Raw genomic sequence first — 18404 nt, 5'->3', positions numbered from 1 at the left:
CATCGACATCTCCTCGCGGATTGCTTCAAGCGCAACCTTGGCTTTGAAATCAGGCGAATGGTTCTTTCGTTTCGTCATTTGGGATAACTTCTTTCACAAGTTGATCCACCTTAACTACCGGTACGAAACCTTGCGACCACCTCTGACGCCCGCCGAGGTGTTCCGTGACAAACTGATGGAGGAAATCGGCCGATCACCCTACCCTCAAAGGCAATAGGAGTCGCGGTTCAAGTATCGCTCACACCTTCATTCCCAAACAATATCGTCGAAATCTTCCGGTTCGAGGGTAGGGACGTCCGTGGGTGAATCGAGCGCATCAAGCGCTTCAGCACGCGGAACTTTGGGTGCTACTGTTTCTTTACCAGTTAGAGCCGTCACGAGCGCGCATTCAAGCGCGATACCAGCCTGTGTTAGGAAAGGTAGCCGAATGCGCTGGTCGTACTCGTTCGTGTGAAACCCGATCAAACCTGTCGAAGGGGATTTGGTAGCGCCAATTTCGAGGACCTTGAGGTGTTTTGGCAGGTTGGATAGCTCAAGTCCGCGCGAGATAATTTTGACCGGCTCCCCGAAGTAGGCGAATTTCTCCTGATGGGTGGCGATGAACAGGTACACACACAGCGACCCAAGGGTGAGCTTTGGGTAGCGTTCAAGCACTGCATCAAGTGCACTCAAAGTTCGTGACAGGATATCGGCGGCTGTGGCTTCGTTGTATGGACTTTGGTCCTGCTGAACAATAAATGGCTGGATATCTGACAGGCCCACGTCGGAACAGGTCACCACACGCGCTCTGGTATGGCGACCCTGCTGTCGCGAGAGCAGGCCAAGACCAGGACTCCGGTCCCGTCCATCCGAGAGAGCAGCTATCTGATGGGCCAGAGTGACATAGGGTTGCCCGACTAAATCGGCCAGCTCTTGATACGTCAGAGGGCCATCAGCTCGTGCAACGGTCAAGATCGTCCGTAGCGCACGTATGGTAAGCGACGGGTATGCTTTGCGCAGATCGTAACAAGCCAGGCAGAACCGGGTGAATTCCGGAGCCCCGAAAGATGGCGATACTGGAAAATTGAAGAAAAAAAAGAAAGCGGATCTCCTTTTAATAATGGGGAATTTCTAGCACCTGGATTGAATGACGTAAATAATCCCTTCGCTTAGCTTGTGAAAATATCCGCAAGTCTTTATAAAGATGTAGTTCGTTCATTTAGGGCTGATAAAAAACGTTGGAAAGGATAAAAATGAGACAGGAAGAGTCCGAAAGCGGCCGGGTTGAGGGCCCGCCCTGTGAAATTTCGAGGTTGTGGATCTCAACATTTCGAGGGGACCAAAATCATGGTTGATGACCGTAATTTTGCAAGGGTCAGCATCTACCTTGCTGCAAATTTGTCCACGCAAAGAACGGCAGTTTCCGGTGTTTGTGACCAAAGCGCGACTAGGAGCAGTCCTCTCGCCATAGTGGAGAAGCAAGATGACTGATTTGTCGACAGATGCACCGTGTAAGGATTTTCCGTTGATGACGCCGAAAGCGTGGTTGGCGGCCCTCTTTTTCGATAGATATCCTGAAGTGCCGCCGCATGATCGTTGTGCTGCGAATATTCTGGGGTCTGATACATTCAACTATGCACTCTCGACAATTTCTTCGGGCAAAACCTTTGCGGGTTTTGGATCAGCGGAAGTTGCGCGCATCCAGCAGCTGAGCAATGCGGAGAGATCCTGCGTAGCCTTGGTAGGAGATCGGTTTTGGACGGGCGGCAGAAATAAAGAGCCCGATTTGCTGCAGATCCTGTGTGACGTCTCAGGGCGCGCGCCGTGCTGTGTGTTTAGCCAAGACCAGATATTAGAACCCTCGAAGTAGCGAAGTTACAGGGTGCTCTTGTGGTGATGAAGCCATGAACACGCTACCCGTTTCGTTGATGCACGCGACTGTCCAGTGATCTGTCAGGATAGGTATAAAGTGCGTGGTTTTGCGCTTCTTCTCACTCAGACCTATGGAAGTCTGGCGAGACCATAAAGCACGCGCTTGTCTGATCCGGGAGAACTAGGTGACAGATAATATCAAAATGTCCGGATAGGCCGGACCCGTCATGGAATTTATCAAGCGCAATTTACCTGCCTCGGATCAGGATGGCGCGTCGATCCATGATCACATATCACATCGCGGCATACCAGATTGCTTGCGAAGCGCTGCGCGCGCTTGGCCAAGCTACAGTTGATATCGAGGAGCTCGACCGCTGGCCGATCCGCACTTACCGCAGATGATGTCCAGGCTGAATGATATCTGCGTCGCCGTTCTCGCCTTGGCAGACCAGCAGGGGCTTATAACTTACCTGCCGCCAGAGGGGGTGGCTGTTCCAGATTTTTCGGTTCGACGTATTCGCGAAGAGGTAGATACGCTGACGTCATTGGTCATAAAGCCAGGCTATGGTCTCGGTTCTGCCGGTGTGGACCAGGACGTTCTACCGGACTTGCAAAGCCTTGGTCTTGTCGAGAACGGTAGATGGAAGGCACTGGCTGAGACATTCCTGTGGTGCGAGCAACCGCGGGAATGGGCATTGGAGATAACAACCGATCCGCACTTCACAGCGGCGGGTGATCGGGCCTGCACGGTAATCCCAGAGGACGTACGTGCCGAGCTCACTAACCTCGCGACCATCACAGAGGAGAATGTGGCGTCACTCCTGAGGTTCAGGCTGTCCAGGCACGATATGCTTGAGGCCCATTCGGATGGGAAGCCTGTCAGGCCGCCAACCCGGTAGGTCATTCGGGAGGGCCTGATCCGCCAGCGGCGGCATGATCTGGATTGGTTGTTCTTCAACCGCTGGAGGCTCAGCGATGGTTGGCTGGCGGCGGATGAACGAGATCGCGCCTTGTCAATTTTTTATGACGCCCTGACCATCCAGATTCGGTGCGCAGTTGTTGCAAATTTACTTCCTCAGGAGCCTGCATTGGCACTGACAATCACTGGAAAGATACCGTGGAAATCCTCGTTCCGGCTGACCTCCATTTTGATGAGATTCTGGATAACGATGTCCTCAGCGGATCTGGCGAAGCGATCAAACAGGTTGGACAGGCAGCAGACACCCTGATCATCGCGGGCGATCTGAGCGAACATGCGGCCACGAAATGGCCACGTGCGATACGCTGGCTCGGCGCACTTTATCCCAAATCGAAGACGGTGATTTTCCCCGGAGACCACGATTACTACGGAGATAATCTGACTCTGCTGGATAAGGAACTCGATGTCGTTTGTTGTGAACTCGGATGCAGTTTCAGACAATGTCGACGTCTGGTGTTGTGAAATGTCAGGGTTCTGATGACCACGTTTTGGACCGATCTGCGTTTTTTTGAGTGGTACGGCGAAGCCGCTGTCGCGGACACGCTCTGGCATACCCGCGCGATGCCGGATTATGGCTACGGTGTAATCACTGTGGGCAATTCCGAAAAGTTAATCCGCCCGGAGGACACTGTTTCCAAGCGCGAGCAGCAGAAGGCCTGGCTGGTCAGGGAGCTTGCACGTCAGTGGGCGGGCAAAACCGTTGTTGTCACCCATCACGCACCCTCGTGTGCGGTCATAGGGGGCGTCAGTGAGCTCTCACCTTTTTTCGCGTCTAATCTGGAAGCTGAAATTGAAAGGTATAAACCGGATGTCTGGCTGTTCGGTCACACTCACAGAGCCGCTGAGCGGCGTATGCCAGGGGGTACTTTGCTTCGAAATGTATCAGTTGGGTATGAAGAGGAACTGCGTGGCGTTGACTTAGAGGAGCGCGTTCGGAGAGGGCTGATTGATCTTGGCCCGCATGAGTCTGGAAGCGCGGGTTGATTTCGGAAGCCTACAAACACTCAGTTTGCGCTGACGGGGTTGCGAAGAACCGGTTTTGCCCGCCGGAATATAAAGAGATGCTTCAGGATTGATATGGTTTCACCGGATGATGACATCCGGTGAAACCATGCTCATGCAACCCGCTCACAGGCGCTGCATGATGACAATCCTGTTGGTATTCGTGCCGCGCTGATTTTTGGTGACGTCGAAAATATGGGATGTTTTGGTGAATTCCGCATCATGGATTATGACGCCGAGACGGCGGCAGGGCAGGCCCTCGGCGGCCTCCCAAACGGCTCGCTCGAGCTTGACGGTCCCCTTCTTGATTTCACCTACTTCTAGGGCGATGTAGCCGCCGGGTTTTACGACGCGCATCATCTCCATCAGCATATTGCGGATCATTGCGGTCCAGGCTTTCAAAGACGCGATATGTGAAAAGGCGATGCTCTTGGGGTCAATCCCAAAGTATTTCAGCCGCAACCAGTGCTCAAAAGCGTAATCCACTTCCGTGCAGAAAGGGGGTGAGGTTACCACGAGGTTGACACTGGCATCCTCGATCCAGGGTGTGTCGGAAGCGTCACCGACCCCGATCCTGTGACGGCAATCATAGGGGATCGAGCCATCCCTGAGCAGGGAGCGCGTCTTGCGGATAATGTTGCGCTTCACGTCCCTCTCCGGCGGGTTCTCGCCCCGTTCTTCGTTGATCCGGCGCTGGCTGGCGCTGGTCGTCGCCTTGTTTGGCGGGAGGGTATAGCCGCTCATGAACCCGCTCGAATGCCCGGTCAGGCGTGACAACACGACCATGCGGATCCAACGGGCGACCGGATCGGCATCTGCGTCATTGAAGGGTGCCCTTCCTTGCGACCAGACCTGCAATGCCGACAATTTCTGCAGGGTCTTCGCGTTGAAAAACTCGCTCGGGAGCCCCAAGGAGTGGCGGTGTCCAGCGGACCAGTCAACCGTTTCAAGCGCATGAATGATCCCTTCCGGCGTGATCTCCGGACCGATACGGGGAGCAATGATTGCCTCGGCCATCGGGTTGATATCAGACCCGCATGCAATCCGGCCAAGACGAGCGGCCTCGATCAGGGTTGTTCCGCTGCCGGCAAACGGATCGTGAACAATGTCACCCGCCGATGACAGCCTTTCGATCAGGAACTCGGGCAGATGAGGATTGAACGATGCGCGGTATGAAAATTCATGCAGCGCGTGAAGCCGGGCCCCGCCACTTTTGAAGAATTTCCCGAGATAGTAGGGAATGTCGTTCTCGATGAAGGTCGTTGTGATCGTCCCGAGACCGCTGAATTCGCGGATGTCAGTCAGAAAATCCAGTGTGCAGATGTGCTTCGCAGGAACAGGCAGGGTCTTTTCTGCTGAAAAGAGCAAATTCGCCAGAGGCGGATATGTATCAGACGTTGAAGTCTGGGGGAAGGGCATGGCGGGTGCTGTCTTCTGTTTGTAGCCGGGAGGCTTATCCAGCGACAGCCGCTGGGGGTATGAATCGTCTTTCATCTTGGATTGCTTTCTAAGGAGGTTGGCAGCACGCCAACGGTCGTGACCCAGGATGGGAACACGCCTTAAATTTACGGGCTGCGCGTGATACCTATCAACGCAGCCAAAGGCTTTTCCTGTGGATAGTGGAAAATAAAAAATAGGTAAAAACAATAATATATAGCATATTTTGCCTTGCTTCCGAGTAGCTCTCTCGAGAGGGAAGCCATGTGCTTGTCAGCAGAAATATCCTTTGGGAAAAGGCAGAAAAGTTCTGCTGAGACCCTTGAACACTCGCTGTGTTTTGCGTCTCCCACAGGTGAAATTTCCCGCAAAAGCCAGGATAAATTTACGGAGTTTTTTGGCTGTTCGGTGCTCAATCAGACCCGTTTCAAGAAAAGGGGTTGATGTATGGACTGCCTGAACGACAAAAATCCGTATAATTTTGCAATCCGGCTGTGAGCGTGCGACCGGCGCGGAGAACGAGGGCAACCCAAAGTAGCCGTTTCAGGGTCATACGGATCGATGCCCGGGACAGGGATCGCCGAGAAACACGCGTATCCGAGGAGGCGCTTACGAAGGCTAGAGCGATCTATTTAAGCATCAAAAGAATAAAAAAGTCGCAAAATCGCTCAAAGCATAACAACGCTAAAACCTTAAAAACAGATCTCTGCCTGTCTTTTGGAAAACCCAAAAAACTCTTCCGCTTCAAAAATCTGAAACCAAAAGATCAAAAAACCTCTGAAACTGTAAAAATACCGGCAAGAAACCATCCCTGAACTCAACAACTCTGCCTGCCACTGCTCCCCTCTTAGCGCTATGTCGTGCTGTGCGTCATTCTCCAGGCAAACTGCCACCAAACCTCGCTGCTGACATACCCATCAGGCAGTTCGAAGGACGGATCATCAGTATCGTTCTGGGGCGGCGGGTCATCAAGATAATGGTCAAGGCGGTCTTTCGTCCGGCGCGATGTGATATCACTGGGGCGGACAACATATCTGCCCGGTTCCAGCGGTGTCTGCACCAATCCTGCGATTTTACTTTGGTCCGTCCGCAATACATGGCGCTCATATGCTTGATCGAACTTTTCGAGGTCAGTCAGAAGGTGACGCTGGAGCCTGTTGCATGCACAAGCAATTCTGTGCGTGACGGTTTTGTCGGCTTTAATCAATCGCCAACCAACGCCTCCGATCATCATCCAGCCCGCGGCTGTGATGCCGATCACCGGATGATGGGTACCGCTGATACGAGCTTCGGCTAAGGACGCATGGGGAAAGCGGGTAGCGGATGATGCAATGGAGTAGCGGTCAGGACTGGCGACCGGCGGCAGGTCGTATACAAACGATATAAGGTCATCGTATTGAGTGTCGGGGCAGTCATTCTTCATAAGCTGGCTTCCGTTCTTTGTGATTGATTGGCAATTTTTATCGATCCTGTCGCACCGTGCCGCCTTTCTCGGCGGCATGGTGCGACGTGTGAAAGTTAGACGGAGTGCTGATAATCGCGCTGGACCAGGTTCTCTGTGGCCTTTGGCGTCATAGAAGTGACGGATGCGGCAACGCTTTGCAGCGCATGCCGGATCTCTTTTGTCCGCATCGACCGCTTCTCGACCAGCGTGCGGGCCAGCGCTTCCAACGCGTCACGATGGTGTCCCAGCAGGATGCTGGCCTGCTGCTCCGCCCGTTGCAGGCGCTGGCGGACGCGGTCCCGGATCGCGGGGGTCTGACGATGAATAATGTCCAGATCGGCATGCCAGACCAGTCCCTCATGTCCCAGACCGTAGGTGGTCTCGATCTGGATCGCCATGTAGGTCGCTAACGCCAGATCGCTGGCCGCAGGGCCACCGGCGCCGGCCGAGACCTCGCCCAGCACCAGCCGCTCCGCAGCTCGACCGGCAAGAGCATATGAGATCTCGGCCTCGATATCCGACAGAAGGCTCTCGGTCGGCTTACTGCGGCGCTGAACATGTCCACCTTCGTTGGTGATGGCGATTGCCTCGATGGTGCCAAGACCGAGAGCGGCACCCAGAACGGCGTGCCCTGCCTCATGAATAGCAACACGCCTGAGAACTGCATCATCCGCGCCCGAGGTCTCGATCCCGAGCGTGTCGTGCAGCATCGCAAGGCTCAGGAGTTTGCGGGTGTGCCGCGCATCAGAGCGCGCGGCGCGGATGGCCGCGTCGATGTCCGCCGCACTGCGCCCGACGGCGCGGTGTGCCAGGGACTGCAGTTCGGCATCGGCAATGTCCTCACGCAGGTGATGGCGAAGAATGCCCAGAATTGCTTCGGCATCGGGTAACGGCACTTGGATCTTGAGATCCATACGCCCGGCGCGAAGCACAGCAGGATCCATCCTGCCCGGATGGTTGCAGGTGCCGATCACCGCCACGCCTTCTCTTTGCGCGATGGAATCCAGATGCCCCAAGAAACCGTTGATTACTTGAGTGCGATAGTTGTTGGCGTGGCGATCAGGATCGCTGCGTGACCCAACGGCGTCAATCTCGTCGATAATGATCAGGCAAGGTGCGCGGCGCCGCGCCTCCGAGAAGGTGTTATCCATCGCGCGCATCATATCGCCAAGATGACCATGCGCCTGCCACTCGGCAAAGCTGGCATTTATGGTGGTGAGACCGGCACTGTTTCCGATCGCGCGGGCGAGAAATGTTTTGCCGGTGCCAGGCGGACCGTACAGAAGAAGCGACCGGCTGATCTCGTGCCACCCCGCTTCGCCGTCTTTCCACAGCAAAAGGTCGTCGACCACGCGGCGCGCGGCAAGGAGAGCAGGGGTCTCGCCTTCGAAATTTTCGAGCCGGGGACCTGACGATCTGGCCTGCGTGTCGATCATGGTGTCCAGCCTTTGCAGCACCACACGCGGGGTCGGCGCGCGCAACGCGGCGCAGGCTTCCAGCGTCTCCAAGGCGGCGAGATCGACGTTTTGTGGAAGGGCATCGTGCAACGCCATCGGGTCCGGGATCTGATCATGCAGATTGCCGGCGAGCAGATGGGTCATCACGATATCGCGTGATACCGGTGCATACGGCAGGATTGCTGGTGCGATGGCCACGAGATGGCTGGGCAGGGAAACCCCATCGGCTTGCAGGATCAGCACCGGCTCGATGCGGTCAATCCGATCCGCGATGTTACTCTCGAACCGGCTTTGGGCCGTTTTGGACACTTGCCCGTCGATAATGTCGGGCGAGATCACTTGCCAGTCCGTATAAGGGAGGCCCAGCTTCAGCGTATCCTTGAGGGTGGTCATGTCCGCAGGTGCGATGTCGCTGATCACCGTCAGAGCGCCACAGAGCAGGCCAGCTTGATAGGCGTCAGGCCCGCCAAAAGTGGCGGCAAGGCGAATGGCTGTTAGCAACTGGCGAGCAGGGACGTAGCGTGACGGCAGACTCGTGGGCGCGTCAAAGATTTCGGCGGCTTTACCGTCTTCGAACCGGGCAAACAGTTCGTCCAGCTCCGATGGCGGTTCCATTTTGCGGTCAAAGCCATCGGGGCGGGAGCTTGCGACACCGTGATGGCGGCGCAAGTTGCCAATGACGGTGTAGGCGAAGCCCGACCAGACGGGCGTATGTGGGTTGGATGTGGACATAGCTGCGCCCTCCCTCTGAATGGGTGTATAAGGCCCCGGGCTTTCACCCGAGGATTGCAATGTTTGGCGGAGGCGAAAGTTTATGCGGGGATGCGCGCGATCTCCGCTTCGATCTCTTCAAGACGGGCAAGAACAATGGGGGTCAGCGCCCCATCATAGATCTCGGAGGCAACACGGATCTGTTTGCTGTAGACCGCAGGATCGATCACAGACGCAGGATGCGCATGCTTGAGGTCTGCGTGCAGACGCTTCTCGAGCCGGATCGCATCCTGACCGGTCGGCACCGCCACCATATGCAAGAGGGTGCAGGGCATGGACGGATCGCGTTTGAGCTGGTGATGCAGCCTGCTTTGCGGATCGCGTGAGAACCCGGCTTTGACAATCTCGCGGCCATTTTCCAGTGTAAAATGCATCGCATAAAGAAAGCTGGGCGCTGCGGGCCAATCGACACCGCATCCGCCGCACCCGAACCTACCGGACTGCATATTTGCACGCGCAATGCGCTGCACGTGGCCACAGTCGGTGTGGCGATATTTGCGGTAATTGAGATCACCTTGCGGGTCAGGACCAAGCAATTCCCAGCCCCGCGCATGCGCCTCCCTTGCCTCAGTTTTCGCATGGCATGTCTCGCAGCGCAGCCCGGTGGCGGCAAGTGCAACCCTTTTTATAAGTGCGAACTGCCGGCGGACCTCATGGCCACATGACATCTTGTAGATTCCGTAGTGGCGATGATCGGGATCACGCCCGATAAACTCCAATCCGGCCTGTGCCGCGTCAGTCCGCCATGCCTGTTCGATGCACTGCGGGCAGAGCGGTTGTGCGCTCATTAGTGTGAACAAACGCGTCACACTGAGATGGCCACACAGATGGCACTGCACTGCCAGATGCATCCGGTCGACGACACGTGCGACGAGGGTGAATCCCTTTTTCTGTGCTTCGTGGAGCCAACCAGGCTTGATGGCCCCGGTATGGATAGGCAGTCTGAAATTGTTGATGGTCATCGTGGCGGGAGTATTGGAATGCATGTTCATGAGATCGTCCTTCATTTGAAGAGTTGGATGCCCGCGTTGAGAGAACCGTTTGACAGGATCAGAAGGGTTCCGGCGGTAATGCGCATGGAGGGGATGTCCGGCATATAAAAAGCCGGACATGAAAACCGTCAGAGTTGCGGGATCTGGACCATCTCGGTCTGTTCCGTTTCGATGACGCCGTCATAGGTCAGCAAAGATGCCATGGTGTCGATATGCCGCCGCACTGCGCAGAGCATATTATCGCGGTGGCGCGCGGCAGGACCTTGGCCGTGACATTGAAAAAGATCCTCGAACTGAGGGAGGAGCCTGTAAAGATGCTCAAAGGTATCCGGGTCTTCAGAGCCGACCAATGCGTCTATAAGCATCGCCATGCGCACGAGCGGCTTGTCGTCTTCACAGACCACTTCAGCAGCCGTGATGTTGAAGAGATGCGTGGTGACGTCCGCGTAGGCGTGCTCGGCATCGGTCAGCCAGTCGCGGAACGCCAAATCCCAGATATCCACATCCTCGATCTCCCGCTCTGTCTCGATATGCCGCGCAAGGGCACAGGGCAATGCCGCAAACGCACGTGCAACGGGTGTCGGATATTGCGAAGGGTGCGCTTTAAGCGCCCCAACGGACATGTTATTGATCTTTTTAGCCATGATGATTTCCTACAATCTAAATGGTCAGGATGGAGGCATGGGTCCTACCCCTTGCCTTCGTCCGAGCAATATGCCATTAACGCATTATGATGTCAACATCAGAATGAGAGATTTAGTATGGCACCACCAAAAAAAAATACAGAGGCTCTGACGCTCCGCCTATCCCGCGACATGATCGATGCGCTTGATAACCGAAGACGGTTGGAAGCTGATTTACCAACGCGCCCGGAAATGATCAGGCGGCTTTTAGCGAGATGTCTGGAACAAGGTGACTAAATAGGCAGGTTGAAAAGCTATTTCGGGATCGGATCAGAGCTGTAGTCATCCAAAAGATCATGCATCAGGCACAATGCCACAGCATGGGTTTTGTTCTGAGCGCCCAAACGGGCGCAAGCTTTTCGGATGTAAAACTTCACAGTGCTTTCCGATAAGGCGAGCAATATAGAGGTTTCCCATGCGGATTTGCCGTGAGCAGCCCAAAAGAGAACATCTTTTTCTCGAGGGGCCAAACTGATCTTTTCAGGGGCACTGATCGCTGCTGGGAAACGGCGATGATCGCTTTTGTCTTTTTCGAACATATTCCGCTTGAACGGGATCATATGATTTACCGAAGTCATGGCGACTTCGAGTAAAAACCACGTTTCACAACGTTCAAATTGGCAAATCTCTAATGGAAGTTCTGCTACACAACCTGCTGAATTTTTGTGAACAACTGATCTAAATTGATTGAACATCGCGAAACCTCCATTTTATCAAGAGGCTGCCCGGCGAAAGCCGGGTGTTAGCAACTCTGCACACAGCACAGAGCGCCACCATTTTAGGCGAACCCTGGACATATGATGGCCACCCGGCCAAGAGATACCTTGACCGGCCTGTGTGCTTAGGAGTTGCTACGCCCCACGGGCAGATTTTGCTTCGCCGCACTTTATAACTGGCACGCGGCGTATCGTTCTTCAATGCCGATACCGCCTTTAGGTGGTATTTTCGTGGCTCCGGCGATGTGAAAAACTGAGTGAATATTCCTTGTTTTTCAGGTTGTAGATATCGTCATGGCGTCCAAGTATTTATTATATATCCCTGTTCTGAGTGTGCTGATCTTTTCAGCACCTCCCGCTCACGCCAAGCCTGCCAAGTGCCTGCTGGCGGTAGATGACATTGTACAGATCGATGGCACATGCACGTTCATCCCACTGTCCGGAACGGCGGGCAGCTTTAAGATCATGGCGGCGGACGGCCGTTATTTTGCATACTTGTATGTCGATCATCCGGATCAGGGCAGGGGCTTTTGGAATGAGGCGCCGGGGGCCGGTCATGCGCATACACCTCTGGAGGTTCTCGTTCGCAACGGTGCGTGTTGGCAGAACGACCACGCCAAGATTTGTGCATGGTGAACGGGACAAACCAATCACAACCTAACGCGGCACAAGCCGGATAATCCGCCCCCCAACACATAGGTCATCAAGACATACCCGCACAATCGGTGTGCATCTTTGGCCGGTCACCCTTTATTTTCAAGGAGCAATCATGACCAGAACAGCAGGTTTTCATCAGGGGTATAAGGTTGTGCAAGAGGGCGATCAGCGGATCATCCGCTTTCGTGGTGACGGATTGTCATGGGCTGCGTATTTCGTTTTCCCGATTGTTATTCCAATCCTCATGCTTTCCCTGAGTGCCATCCTTCCGCTCTCGTGGTGGCCCGTCCCGGTCATGTTGATCATGGGTTTTGCCTATTTGATCTACACAATGTTCCAAAGCCAGGAGTTTACGGTCACACCCACGGCATTGATCAAATCCGGCGTTGAATACGATCTGGAGCGCGTGTCCGAAGTCTTCATCGACAACCCCATGGATAAGGACGTCATGCTGACCGGTCAGCCAATGTTCGTGTTTGGTGGCACAGGAATTGCCGGTACTTCAACAGCCGCGATGGGTGCCATGGCCCATGCCACGACCTCCGCAATGGCCGGTGCCAGCCTTGCCATTGGACGCTCATCAGCCAAAATGCGGTACCGCGTGATGATCCGCTATGGCGCCAAGACGGTAAGGCTCGGCCGCAATTTGAAAAAAGACCGCGCAATCGCCCTTTTCAACATTCTGACGGACGACCGGCAAATCTGATCACCCCCACCGAACTCGGATGGCCCAGTGTCAGAGAGCACGGCCGCAATCGTGCGCCAAAACACATGTCTTTATCCAAAAAAGGAATATCTCCATGATCTCAAGAACCGCACTGACCCTTGGCCTCGTCTGCCTGTGCCGAGACGTTTTCCAATCCGGACTCTGCGTGGTGGGGACGGTTTTTCAAGGCCGTCGAAGGCACACAGCCTGATTATGAAATGATCGCCAAACAGGATCCGGCCTATCTTTCGGCAGATGAATTCGACCGCGAAGAGGTGATGGCACAGCTGGTTGACGTGTTGAAACAGCAGCAGGGCGACATCGATGTTGGTGATGCTGAAATCACCGTGACGATCCACGCAACGCTTGGCGATTACAGCACCGCAGATGAAGGGTTTCCGGTAAACCTGTTCGTGCCGAACATGCATTTTCCCATTGGGGTCAATAAGCTGTTTTTCCGGAACTTCGATGCATACCGCATATTCGCGGCAACTCGTGATGAGGGCAAAGCCCTGCGCGACCGCATTGGCACGCAACCGTTGGCGGCGGATGTGACCCTGACCAATATCGAGACCTCGACAACACGGCCCCGCACCTTTGAGGGATTTGTCTCGAGAGTCGTCTACACGGCGCGGGACGGTCTGGTGGTTGGTGAATTTACTGCAACCGAGGACGCACACCTGCCTGCCGCGGAGGCGGCGGACATGGTGGTGGATATCGCGCAGCACATTACTCAGGCTGCGGGCATTCCGGCACTGGGCACTTCGTGGGAAGAGGCAAAAGCGCTCCTGCAGGACAGCTATCCGTTCAGTGGTAGCGACGACTTTGCCTATCTGAGCAGCGGCAAGGTGATTGCCTATCAATATGACGCAAGTGCCCTGATCAGGGACGAGGCACATGATGCAACCCGGCCTTTCAATGTCTATCTTCAGCAGGTGGACGGCGCATGGCGCACAACGCGGGGCTTTAAGGTGGATCTGAATGGAGTTGATATGCTCAGCACCAAAGGAGCCGGCCCGGGACTTGCCTGTTATACGCCGCACGTGCTTGATCGATGTGCGGTGCTGCAGTTCTCACCTTCGGACAGCGGCCATGTCCTGAGCCGGGCGTACGGCGTCATCGAACTCGAGCGTTCCGGATCCCCGAAGAAGGTTTTTGAAGCCTTTGTGTCAAACAACACTGCCGCGTTTGACGGCTTTGCGACGAAGGTTGATTATGATGCGGAGTCCCTGAAACAGGGTGATACACCAAAATACATTGGTATCCGGGGCGTCTCCGCCTATGCGGCAGGGGCTGGGGAGGTGCGCGAAGGTACCCCGATATATGACCCGCTGGAGAATACGTCCGGCATCAACAGCATCAACCGCGAGATCGGCTTGTTTGCGGTGGACGGGGCCGCCGACCGCGTTCCGATGGTATTTGTGCTGCAGTAAGTATGGTGTTCAGCCATTAAAGCGGCCCCCGGTGTCATATGGATATCTTGTCGAACCGAGGGCAGATACGCGTTGGTTCTGTCTGTCACTCCTGATCCTTTCGCCTGACCCACCGGGTCACCTGCAAGAGTGTGACTCCGAGGCCCGCCCCGGCGCACAGGCTGGACAGCACCAAAACCCATGCGGTGATCTTGGAGGGCACCCAGACGAACAGGCTTTCCATGTAGGCGGCCGTGGTCCCGAGGGAAGGGGTCTCACCGGCATCTACGAACAACGGCACGGCGCAGGCTTCGCGGCCGCTGGCCTGAGGGAGACTTTTCGGTCCGTCATTATAGCAATGTTCCAGAAGGACAGCATCGACATTCCGATTGCTGGTGATGATCTTGAGCCAGGTTGTGGCATCCGGCCGTGTCGCCACCGCGGCACCATCAGCCGCGATAGTGCGGGTATCCACCCGCCCAGACACATAGCCAAAAAAACCTGCCAGCCCTGCGGTTAGCAGGATGACCAGCGCCAGATGCAGGGCGGCCCGCCGGAAGAACCGGATGTCGGCTTTTGCCACGGACTGCTGGATGGCGCGGTCTACGTCATCTCCGACCTGTGCCCGCAGCCCCTTGAGGAACCCGGCATTGCGGCGGTCAATATCCTTGGTGATCTTGTCGGAGACCTCTGCTGACAAGGTGCTTGTGGACCGTTCAATCTGTTTTGGAAATATGTTCAGCGCCCTGATAATAGAGACCAGCCTGTCTTCCAAGATGCTATCCTGAGCGATCAGAATGGCCAAGGGATCATCCGGACCGTATCCGGCCGCGTAAACACGTGCCCGGATTTTCTTTTTCTGCTCGTAGATCAGCCTATATGCGGCAAAGAAGTGATCGAGGCGATCGTAAGGTTTATCAGGCATATTGCACCCCCAAAATATCGCGCACTTCGGGGGTGAGCGCCTGTGCAAAGGCGTCGATAAACAGCTTGATCCGCTGGCGATCGGTGACCTTGAACTGGGTATCGTGAATGGCCTGTGAGAGGGGCAGGGTGCTGTTTTTGACAAGGGCGAGGGTGCGCTCATCCATGTGCGGCAAAATCATCTCAACGCCCCCATGTGCCAGCAAGCGGTCACGGGTTTTACCACCCGTCCTTTGCCCGTCTGCTTGCTCGAACCCATACCAGAACAGAAAGTCCGCCTGCTTCAGCAGGCCGCGGTGATTCAGAACAGCGATGTGGCTGGCATTGGCCGCAAGCCCGTCCAGCCGATCCATCATGTCGAGAACAAATGCCAGTGACTGGATCGTGGCGGTGTCAGGGGTGATGAGGTGAAAGAACACCGGGTGAATACCCAGATCTGCAAAGACGGTGAACAGGTTGTGAAGGCCATCTTCTTCATCATCAAAAATCCGCTGCAGATCTGCAAGGGAGCCGCCCGCGAGATCGTGCAGGATCAACCCCATGTGGCGCTCACCGGACTCGATCAGAATGGTGCGGCTGTCGTTGTGGACGTTGTAGGCGACCACGCCTTCAAGTGGATCCTGAGCATTGAGGAGAATTCCATCGTCATCGCGAGATGCGTGCATGGCCGAGAGGGTTCCGTTGGTCCCATCTGCGTCATAAGCGGCGGTCGGATGGTTCAGCGTACGCAACAAATCCAAGAGGGCACAGGCCAGAAAACTTTTGCCGGTGCCGCCTTTTTGCGATGTGGTCATCATCAGGGTGGAGCGGCATGTCGGGATGTTGGTCATTGTATAGGCTTTCCGTTTTTAGAGGTCATGGTTCGACCGGATTGTGAGAAGGGTATGGGGGCGTGCGGGGGAGGGTGATGTATTGCCCTGTGGGTATGAAACCGGCGGCGTGCGTGAATACCCATGGACTGCCCGAGGGGCGTTCAGGCGAGCAGCTTTTGTGCGCTCCAGATCCCGGCAGATGCGCAGGAGGTCTGCATCATCCGGGGTCTCGATGCCGGCTTGGCGGGCTTGGTGCAGGGCGGCAATGATCCGGGGGATGTAGTTGCGCAGGGTGCCCTCGCCGATATGGATGCCTTCGCGCGCAAGCCATATGTTGATCTGGCGGGTCGAATGCCCGTTGCCGCGCAGCTCAAGGATGATGCTGTGCTCTGCGATGATCTTTTCGAGCATCGATTTTGCAGGTTCTTGCCTGGCCTCTGCGGCATGTCTGCGCAGGCGGTCTGCCAGGTCGGTGTCTATGGAGTCGGTCATGTCTTGCGTCCGTTATTGATGTTGGTCCTTGCCCTTAACATACGGTAAATAATTGAGATTTTTGACCCCCAGACTTGGGGCAAAAAGCTGTTTCCTGTGGATAGAGGCGCCCCAAATCCGGGGTGCAGGACCGATGCGGGGCCAGTGCAACCCAATGTGCGCCCCGTGCAAACCGGTGCGCAGGTGGTGTGGCGGGATGCGGTGTAAGTGCTTTAGAGGTGCTGAACCTTTGAATACGTAGACCAGCAAGGCTCCTCGCACCGCGGGGGTAAAACCTTATGATCCGCAGCACCGAGGTTTCCCATGGCACGTCCCCTCAAAGACCCGTCTACGCGCCGCAAGCGGTGGGACGCGCTCTATGTAACCGATGCGGAGCGCGCGGATGTGACCGCCGCGGCGTCCCATGCCGGCCTCTCGGCGAGCCAGTATCTGCTGTCCCTGCACGCTGGGGGGCGAATCGTGAACCGCAACGACTGGCGGCGCAACGTTCAACTCCTGAGCATGGTGACGCAGCAGCTAGAATATATTGCCAGATCGATGAGAGACGCGCGGGATGCGGAACATGATCCCTCACAGCCCCTCCAGATTGCGGCCTCGCTCGTGGAGCTTGAGCGGCTGGTCCGGGATCAGGTCATGCCTTGGCAGGCGGGCCAACAGGACGAGGCCTATGACGACGCGGAGGGTGGTCGATGTTGATCGGGTGGTCGCCGCATAGTGGCACGGCGGGGCAGGCGGATGGTCCGCGGGCCCTGAGCGATTATTTTGATGCGGCCGTTGTCATGAAGCGTTTGGCAAACGGTCGCATGGAACCTGTGCGCCGCCATCCTGCCCCTGAAATTTTGCGCGGGGATGCGGCACTGCTGCACATGGCGATCCGGTCCAGCACCTGTGTGCATCGCTATGCCTCCTGCGTGCTGTCGTTTGCGGCAGACGACATCGATGTGGCGGCCTTTAACGATGGTGATCCGGACGCCCGGTTTGGTGCGGATCAGGCGCTCGGGCTCTGGATCGATACGGCGCTGGCGGGTGTGCCGACAGAGGCGCGCGCACCAATCTATGCAACAACACATACGCACACGGGGACATTGGAGATCAACATCGCCGTGCCACGGTGGATCAGGGGGCCTGATGGACGCCAACGCGGGTTCAATCCGGCACCGCCCGGAAGAGTGAGCCGGGAAACCTGGGACGCCGTCCGGGACCTGTTGAACCACAAATACGGCTGGGCCGATCCCGAGGATCCGGCAAACCGCCGCGCCGTGGTTTTGCCGGACTGGATGTTGAAGCTTGAGGCGGAGAGCCGCCGCGCGGGAGTGGCCCCGCCCACGGATGCGCGCCGCAAGCTCATCGATGAGATTGTCGCAGCGGTTGATGCGGGGGGCATCCGCGATCGGGCGGGCGTGTTGGGGTGGCTGGACAGGCACTCCGGGCACTCCGGCTTTGTTGTCCATGGGGTCACATCCAAGTCGGTTACCATCGGACCGGTGGGCGCAACACTGCGGGACCGGATGCGGCTGACGGGCGCCGTCTTTGAAGAAAGCTTTGGGCAATACCAAGGGGCAGAGGCCGCAGAAGAACTTGAGGCTGCGCGCAGGGGACGGGCACGCGTTCTGACCTCCGCCGGGGATCGGCTGCAGATCCTGTGGAACCGCCGTGCTGCGTTTAACCGCAGCCGGTATGGTCTGAAGCAATGGCCGGAGCAGGCGTGGTCGGCGACACAGTATCAATACGCGCGGCCGGATAATGCGCCGCTGACCATTCCGTCAAAGCATCATCTTTACCTTTTATCAAAAGGACCCCACCCCCATGAAACCAAAGCTGACCACGATGGAGCGCGCCTTGCTCGATACATTGGACCAGATGCACGCCGAAGCGCGGGCGCGCGACACGGCGATGAGCGCGAAAATCGACGATTTGACACGGCAATTGCAGCAGCACGAAGCATCCGTCGCAGATTTGCACAGCTTGCTGCGCCCGTTCTTGCCGAAAATCTCGTTGGCCATCTCGGCGCCCGGATCAAAGGCCTGACCGCTACCTTAAGGGCGCGCCTGATTCTGAAACGAATCGGC

Annotated in this window: 20 protein-coding genes; 10 read left to right on the top strand and 10 right to left on the bottom strand. The window is 56.2% G+C overall.

Going from position 1 to position 18404, the window contains the following annotated elements; genetic code table 11:
• Nucleotides 1-217 (top strand): hypothetical protein (locus OS189_RS17155; protein ID WP_267168567.1); only part of this gene is annotated, 217 nt, incomplete at its 5' end.
• Between the two features lie 29 nt (nt 218-246).
• On the opposite strand, the gene OS189_RS17150 is transcribed toward OS189_RS17155, so the two are convergent.
• Complete coding sequence (locus tag OS189_RS17150) at nt 247-951, bottom strand: hypothetical protein (RefSeq protein ID WP_267168566.1); 705 nt, start codon at nt 949-951, stop codon at nt 247-249.
• Nucleotides 952-1462: 511 nt separating this feature from the next.
• On the opposite strand from OS189_RS17150, the gene OS189_RS17145 reads away from it, so the two are divergent.
• From OS189_RS17145 to OS189_RS17130, 4 genes are all read left to right on the top strand, one after another.
• On the top strand, nt 1463-1849 hold the full coding sequence (locus OS189_RS17145; RefSeq protein WP_267168565.1) for a hypothetical protein: 387 nt from the start codon (nt 1463-1465) through the stop codon (nt 1847-1849).
• Nucleotides 1850-2336: 487 nt separating this feature from the next.
• Entirely contained in the window at nt 2337-2750 is a 414-nt protein-coding gene (locus OS189_RS17140; protein ID WP_267168564.1) for a hypothetical protein, read from the top strand.
• A 218-nt stretch (nt 2751-2968) separates the two neighbouring features.
• Nucleotides 2969-3292 carry a metallophosphoesterase gene (locus OS189_RS17135; protein WP_267168563.1) on the top strand — a complete coding sequence of 108 codons (324 nt, stop codon included), beginning with the start codon at nt 2969-2971 and terminating at the stop codon, nt 3290-3292.
• A gap of 15 nt (nt 3293-3307) precedes the next feature.
• Nucleotides 3308-3814 (top strand): metallophosphoesterase family protein, encoded by a 507-nt coding sequence (locus tag OS189_RS17130; protein WP_267168562.1) that lies wholly within the window; start codon nt 3308-3310, stop codon nt 3812-3814.
• A gap of 144 nt (nt 3815-3958) precedes the next feature.
• Here the strand turns inward: OS189_RS17130 and OS189_RS17125 are convergent, their stop codons facing one another.
• From OS189_RS17125 to OS189_RS17095, 6 genes are all read right to left on the bottom strand, one after another.
• Nucleotides 3959-5326, bottom strand: coding sequence for a DNA methyltransferase (locus tag OS189_RS17125; protein WP_267168561.1), 1368 nt, complete (start codon nt 5324-5326; stop codon nt 3959-3961).
• 796 nt (nt 5327-6122) lie between these two features.
• Nucleotides 6123-6770 (bottom strand): hypothetical protein, encoded by a 648-nt coding sequence (locus OS189_RS17120; RefSeq protein ID WP_267168560.1) that lies wholly within the window; start codon nt 6768-6770, stop codon nt 6123-6125.
• 17 nt (nt 6771-6787) lie between these two features.
• Nucleotides 6788-8902 (bottom strand): AAA family ATPase, encoded by a 2115-nt coding sequence (locus OS189_RS17115; protein WP_267168559.1) that lies wholly within the window; start codon nt 8900-8902, stop codon nt 6788-6790.
• Nucleotides 8903-8982: 80 nt separating this feature from the next.
• Complete coding sequence (locus OS189_RS17110; protein WP_267168558.1) at nt 8983-9933, bottom strand: GIY-YIG nuclease family protein; 951 nt, start codon at nt 9931-9933, stop codon at nt 8983-8985.
• A gap of 128 nt (nt 9934-10061) precedes the next feature.
• The gene (locus OS189_RS17105; protein WP_267168557.1) at nt 10062-10577 is read right to left on the bottom strand and encodes a hypothetical protein; all 516 of its coding nucleotides are present in this window, start codon (nt 10575-10577) and stop codon (nt 10062-10064) included.
• A 293-nt stretch (nt 10578-10870) separates the two neighbouring features.
• Nucleotides 10871-11311 (bottom strand): helix-turn-helix domain-containing protein, encoded by a 441-nt coding sequence (locus OS189_RS17095; protein WP_267168555.1) that lies wholly within the window; start codon nt 11309-11311, stop codon nt 10871-10873.
• A 315-nt stretch (nt 11312-11626) separates the two neighbouring features.
• On the opposite strand from OS189_RS17095, the gene OS189_RS17090 reads away from it, so the two are divergent.
• The 3 genes from OS189_RS17090 to OS189_RS17080 all read left to right on the top strand — a co-directional run bounded on the left by OS189_RS17090 (nt 11627) and on the right by OS189_RS17080 (nt 14128).
• The gene (locus OS189_RS17090; protein WP_267168554.1) at nt 11627-11968 is read left to right on the top strand and encodes a hypothetical protein; all 342 of its coding nucleotides are present in this window, start codon (nt 11627-11629) and stop codon (nt 11966-11968) included.
• Nucleotides 11969-12101: 133 nt separating this feature from the next.
• Nucleotides 12102-12695 (top strand): hypothetical protein, encoded by a 594-nt coding sequence (locus OS189_RS17085; protein WP_267168553.1) that lies wholly within the window; start codon nt 12102-12104, stop codon nt 12693-12695.
• Nucleotides 12696-12913: 218 nt separating this feature from the next.
• The gene (locus OS189_RS17080; RefSeq protein WP_267168552.1) at nt 12914-14128 is read left to right on the top strand and encodes a hypothetical protein; all 1215 of its coding nucleotides are present in this window, start codon (nt 12914-12916) and stop codon (nt 14126-14128) included.
• 85 nt (nt 14129-14213) lie between these two features.
• Here the strand turns inward: OS189_RS17080 and OS189_RS17075 are convergent, their stop codons facing one another.
• The 3 genes from OS189_RS17075 to OS189_RS17065 are packed head-to-tail and all read right to left on the bottom strand — an operon-like array spanning nt 14214 to nt 16335.
• Nucleotides 14214-15032, bottom strand: coding sequence for a hypothetical protein (locus OS189_RS17075; RefSeq protein WP_267168551.1), 819 nt, complete (start codon nt 15030-15032; stop codon nt 14214-14216).
• Nucleotides 15025-15861, bottom strand: coding sequence for a nucleotide-binding protein (locus OS189_RS17070; RefSeq protein ID WP_267168550.1), 837 nt, complete (start codon nt 15859-15861; stop codon nt 15025-15027). The genes OS189_RS17075 and OS189_RS17070 overlap by 8 nt, the downstream gene beginning before the upstream one ends.
• 18 nt (nt 15862-15879) lie before the next feature.
• On the bottom strand, nt 15880-16335 hold the full coding sequence (locus tag OS189_RS17065) for a hypothetical protein (protein ID WP_267168549.1): 456 nt from the start codon (nt 16333-16335) through the stop codon (nt 15880-15882).
• Between the two features lie 303 nt (nt 16336-16638).
• On the opposite strand from OS189_RS17065, the gene OS189_RS17060 reads away from it, so the two are divergent.
• Complete coding sequence (locus OS189_RS17060; RefSeq protein WP_267168548.1) at nt 16639-17031, top strand: plasmid mobilization protein; 393 nt, start codon at nt 16639-16641, stop codon at nt 17029-17031.
• 1110 nt (nt 17032-18141) lie between these two features.
• Entirely contained in the window at nt 18142-18363 is a 222-nt protein-coding gene (locus OS189_RS17055; RefSeq protein WP_267168547.1) for a hypothetical protein, read from the top strand.
• Nucleotides 18364-18404: the final 41 nt, after the last annotated feature.

The sequence above is a fragment of the Sulfitobacter sp. F26169L genome (genome assembly GCF_026410285.1).
Lineage (GTDB): Bacteria > Pseudomonadota > Alphaproteobacteria > Rhodobacterales > Rhodobacteraceae > Sulfitobacter.
The sequence above is the reverse complement of the archived record's forward strand: the minus strand, read 5'-3'. Positions and strand labels throughout refer to the sequence as shown.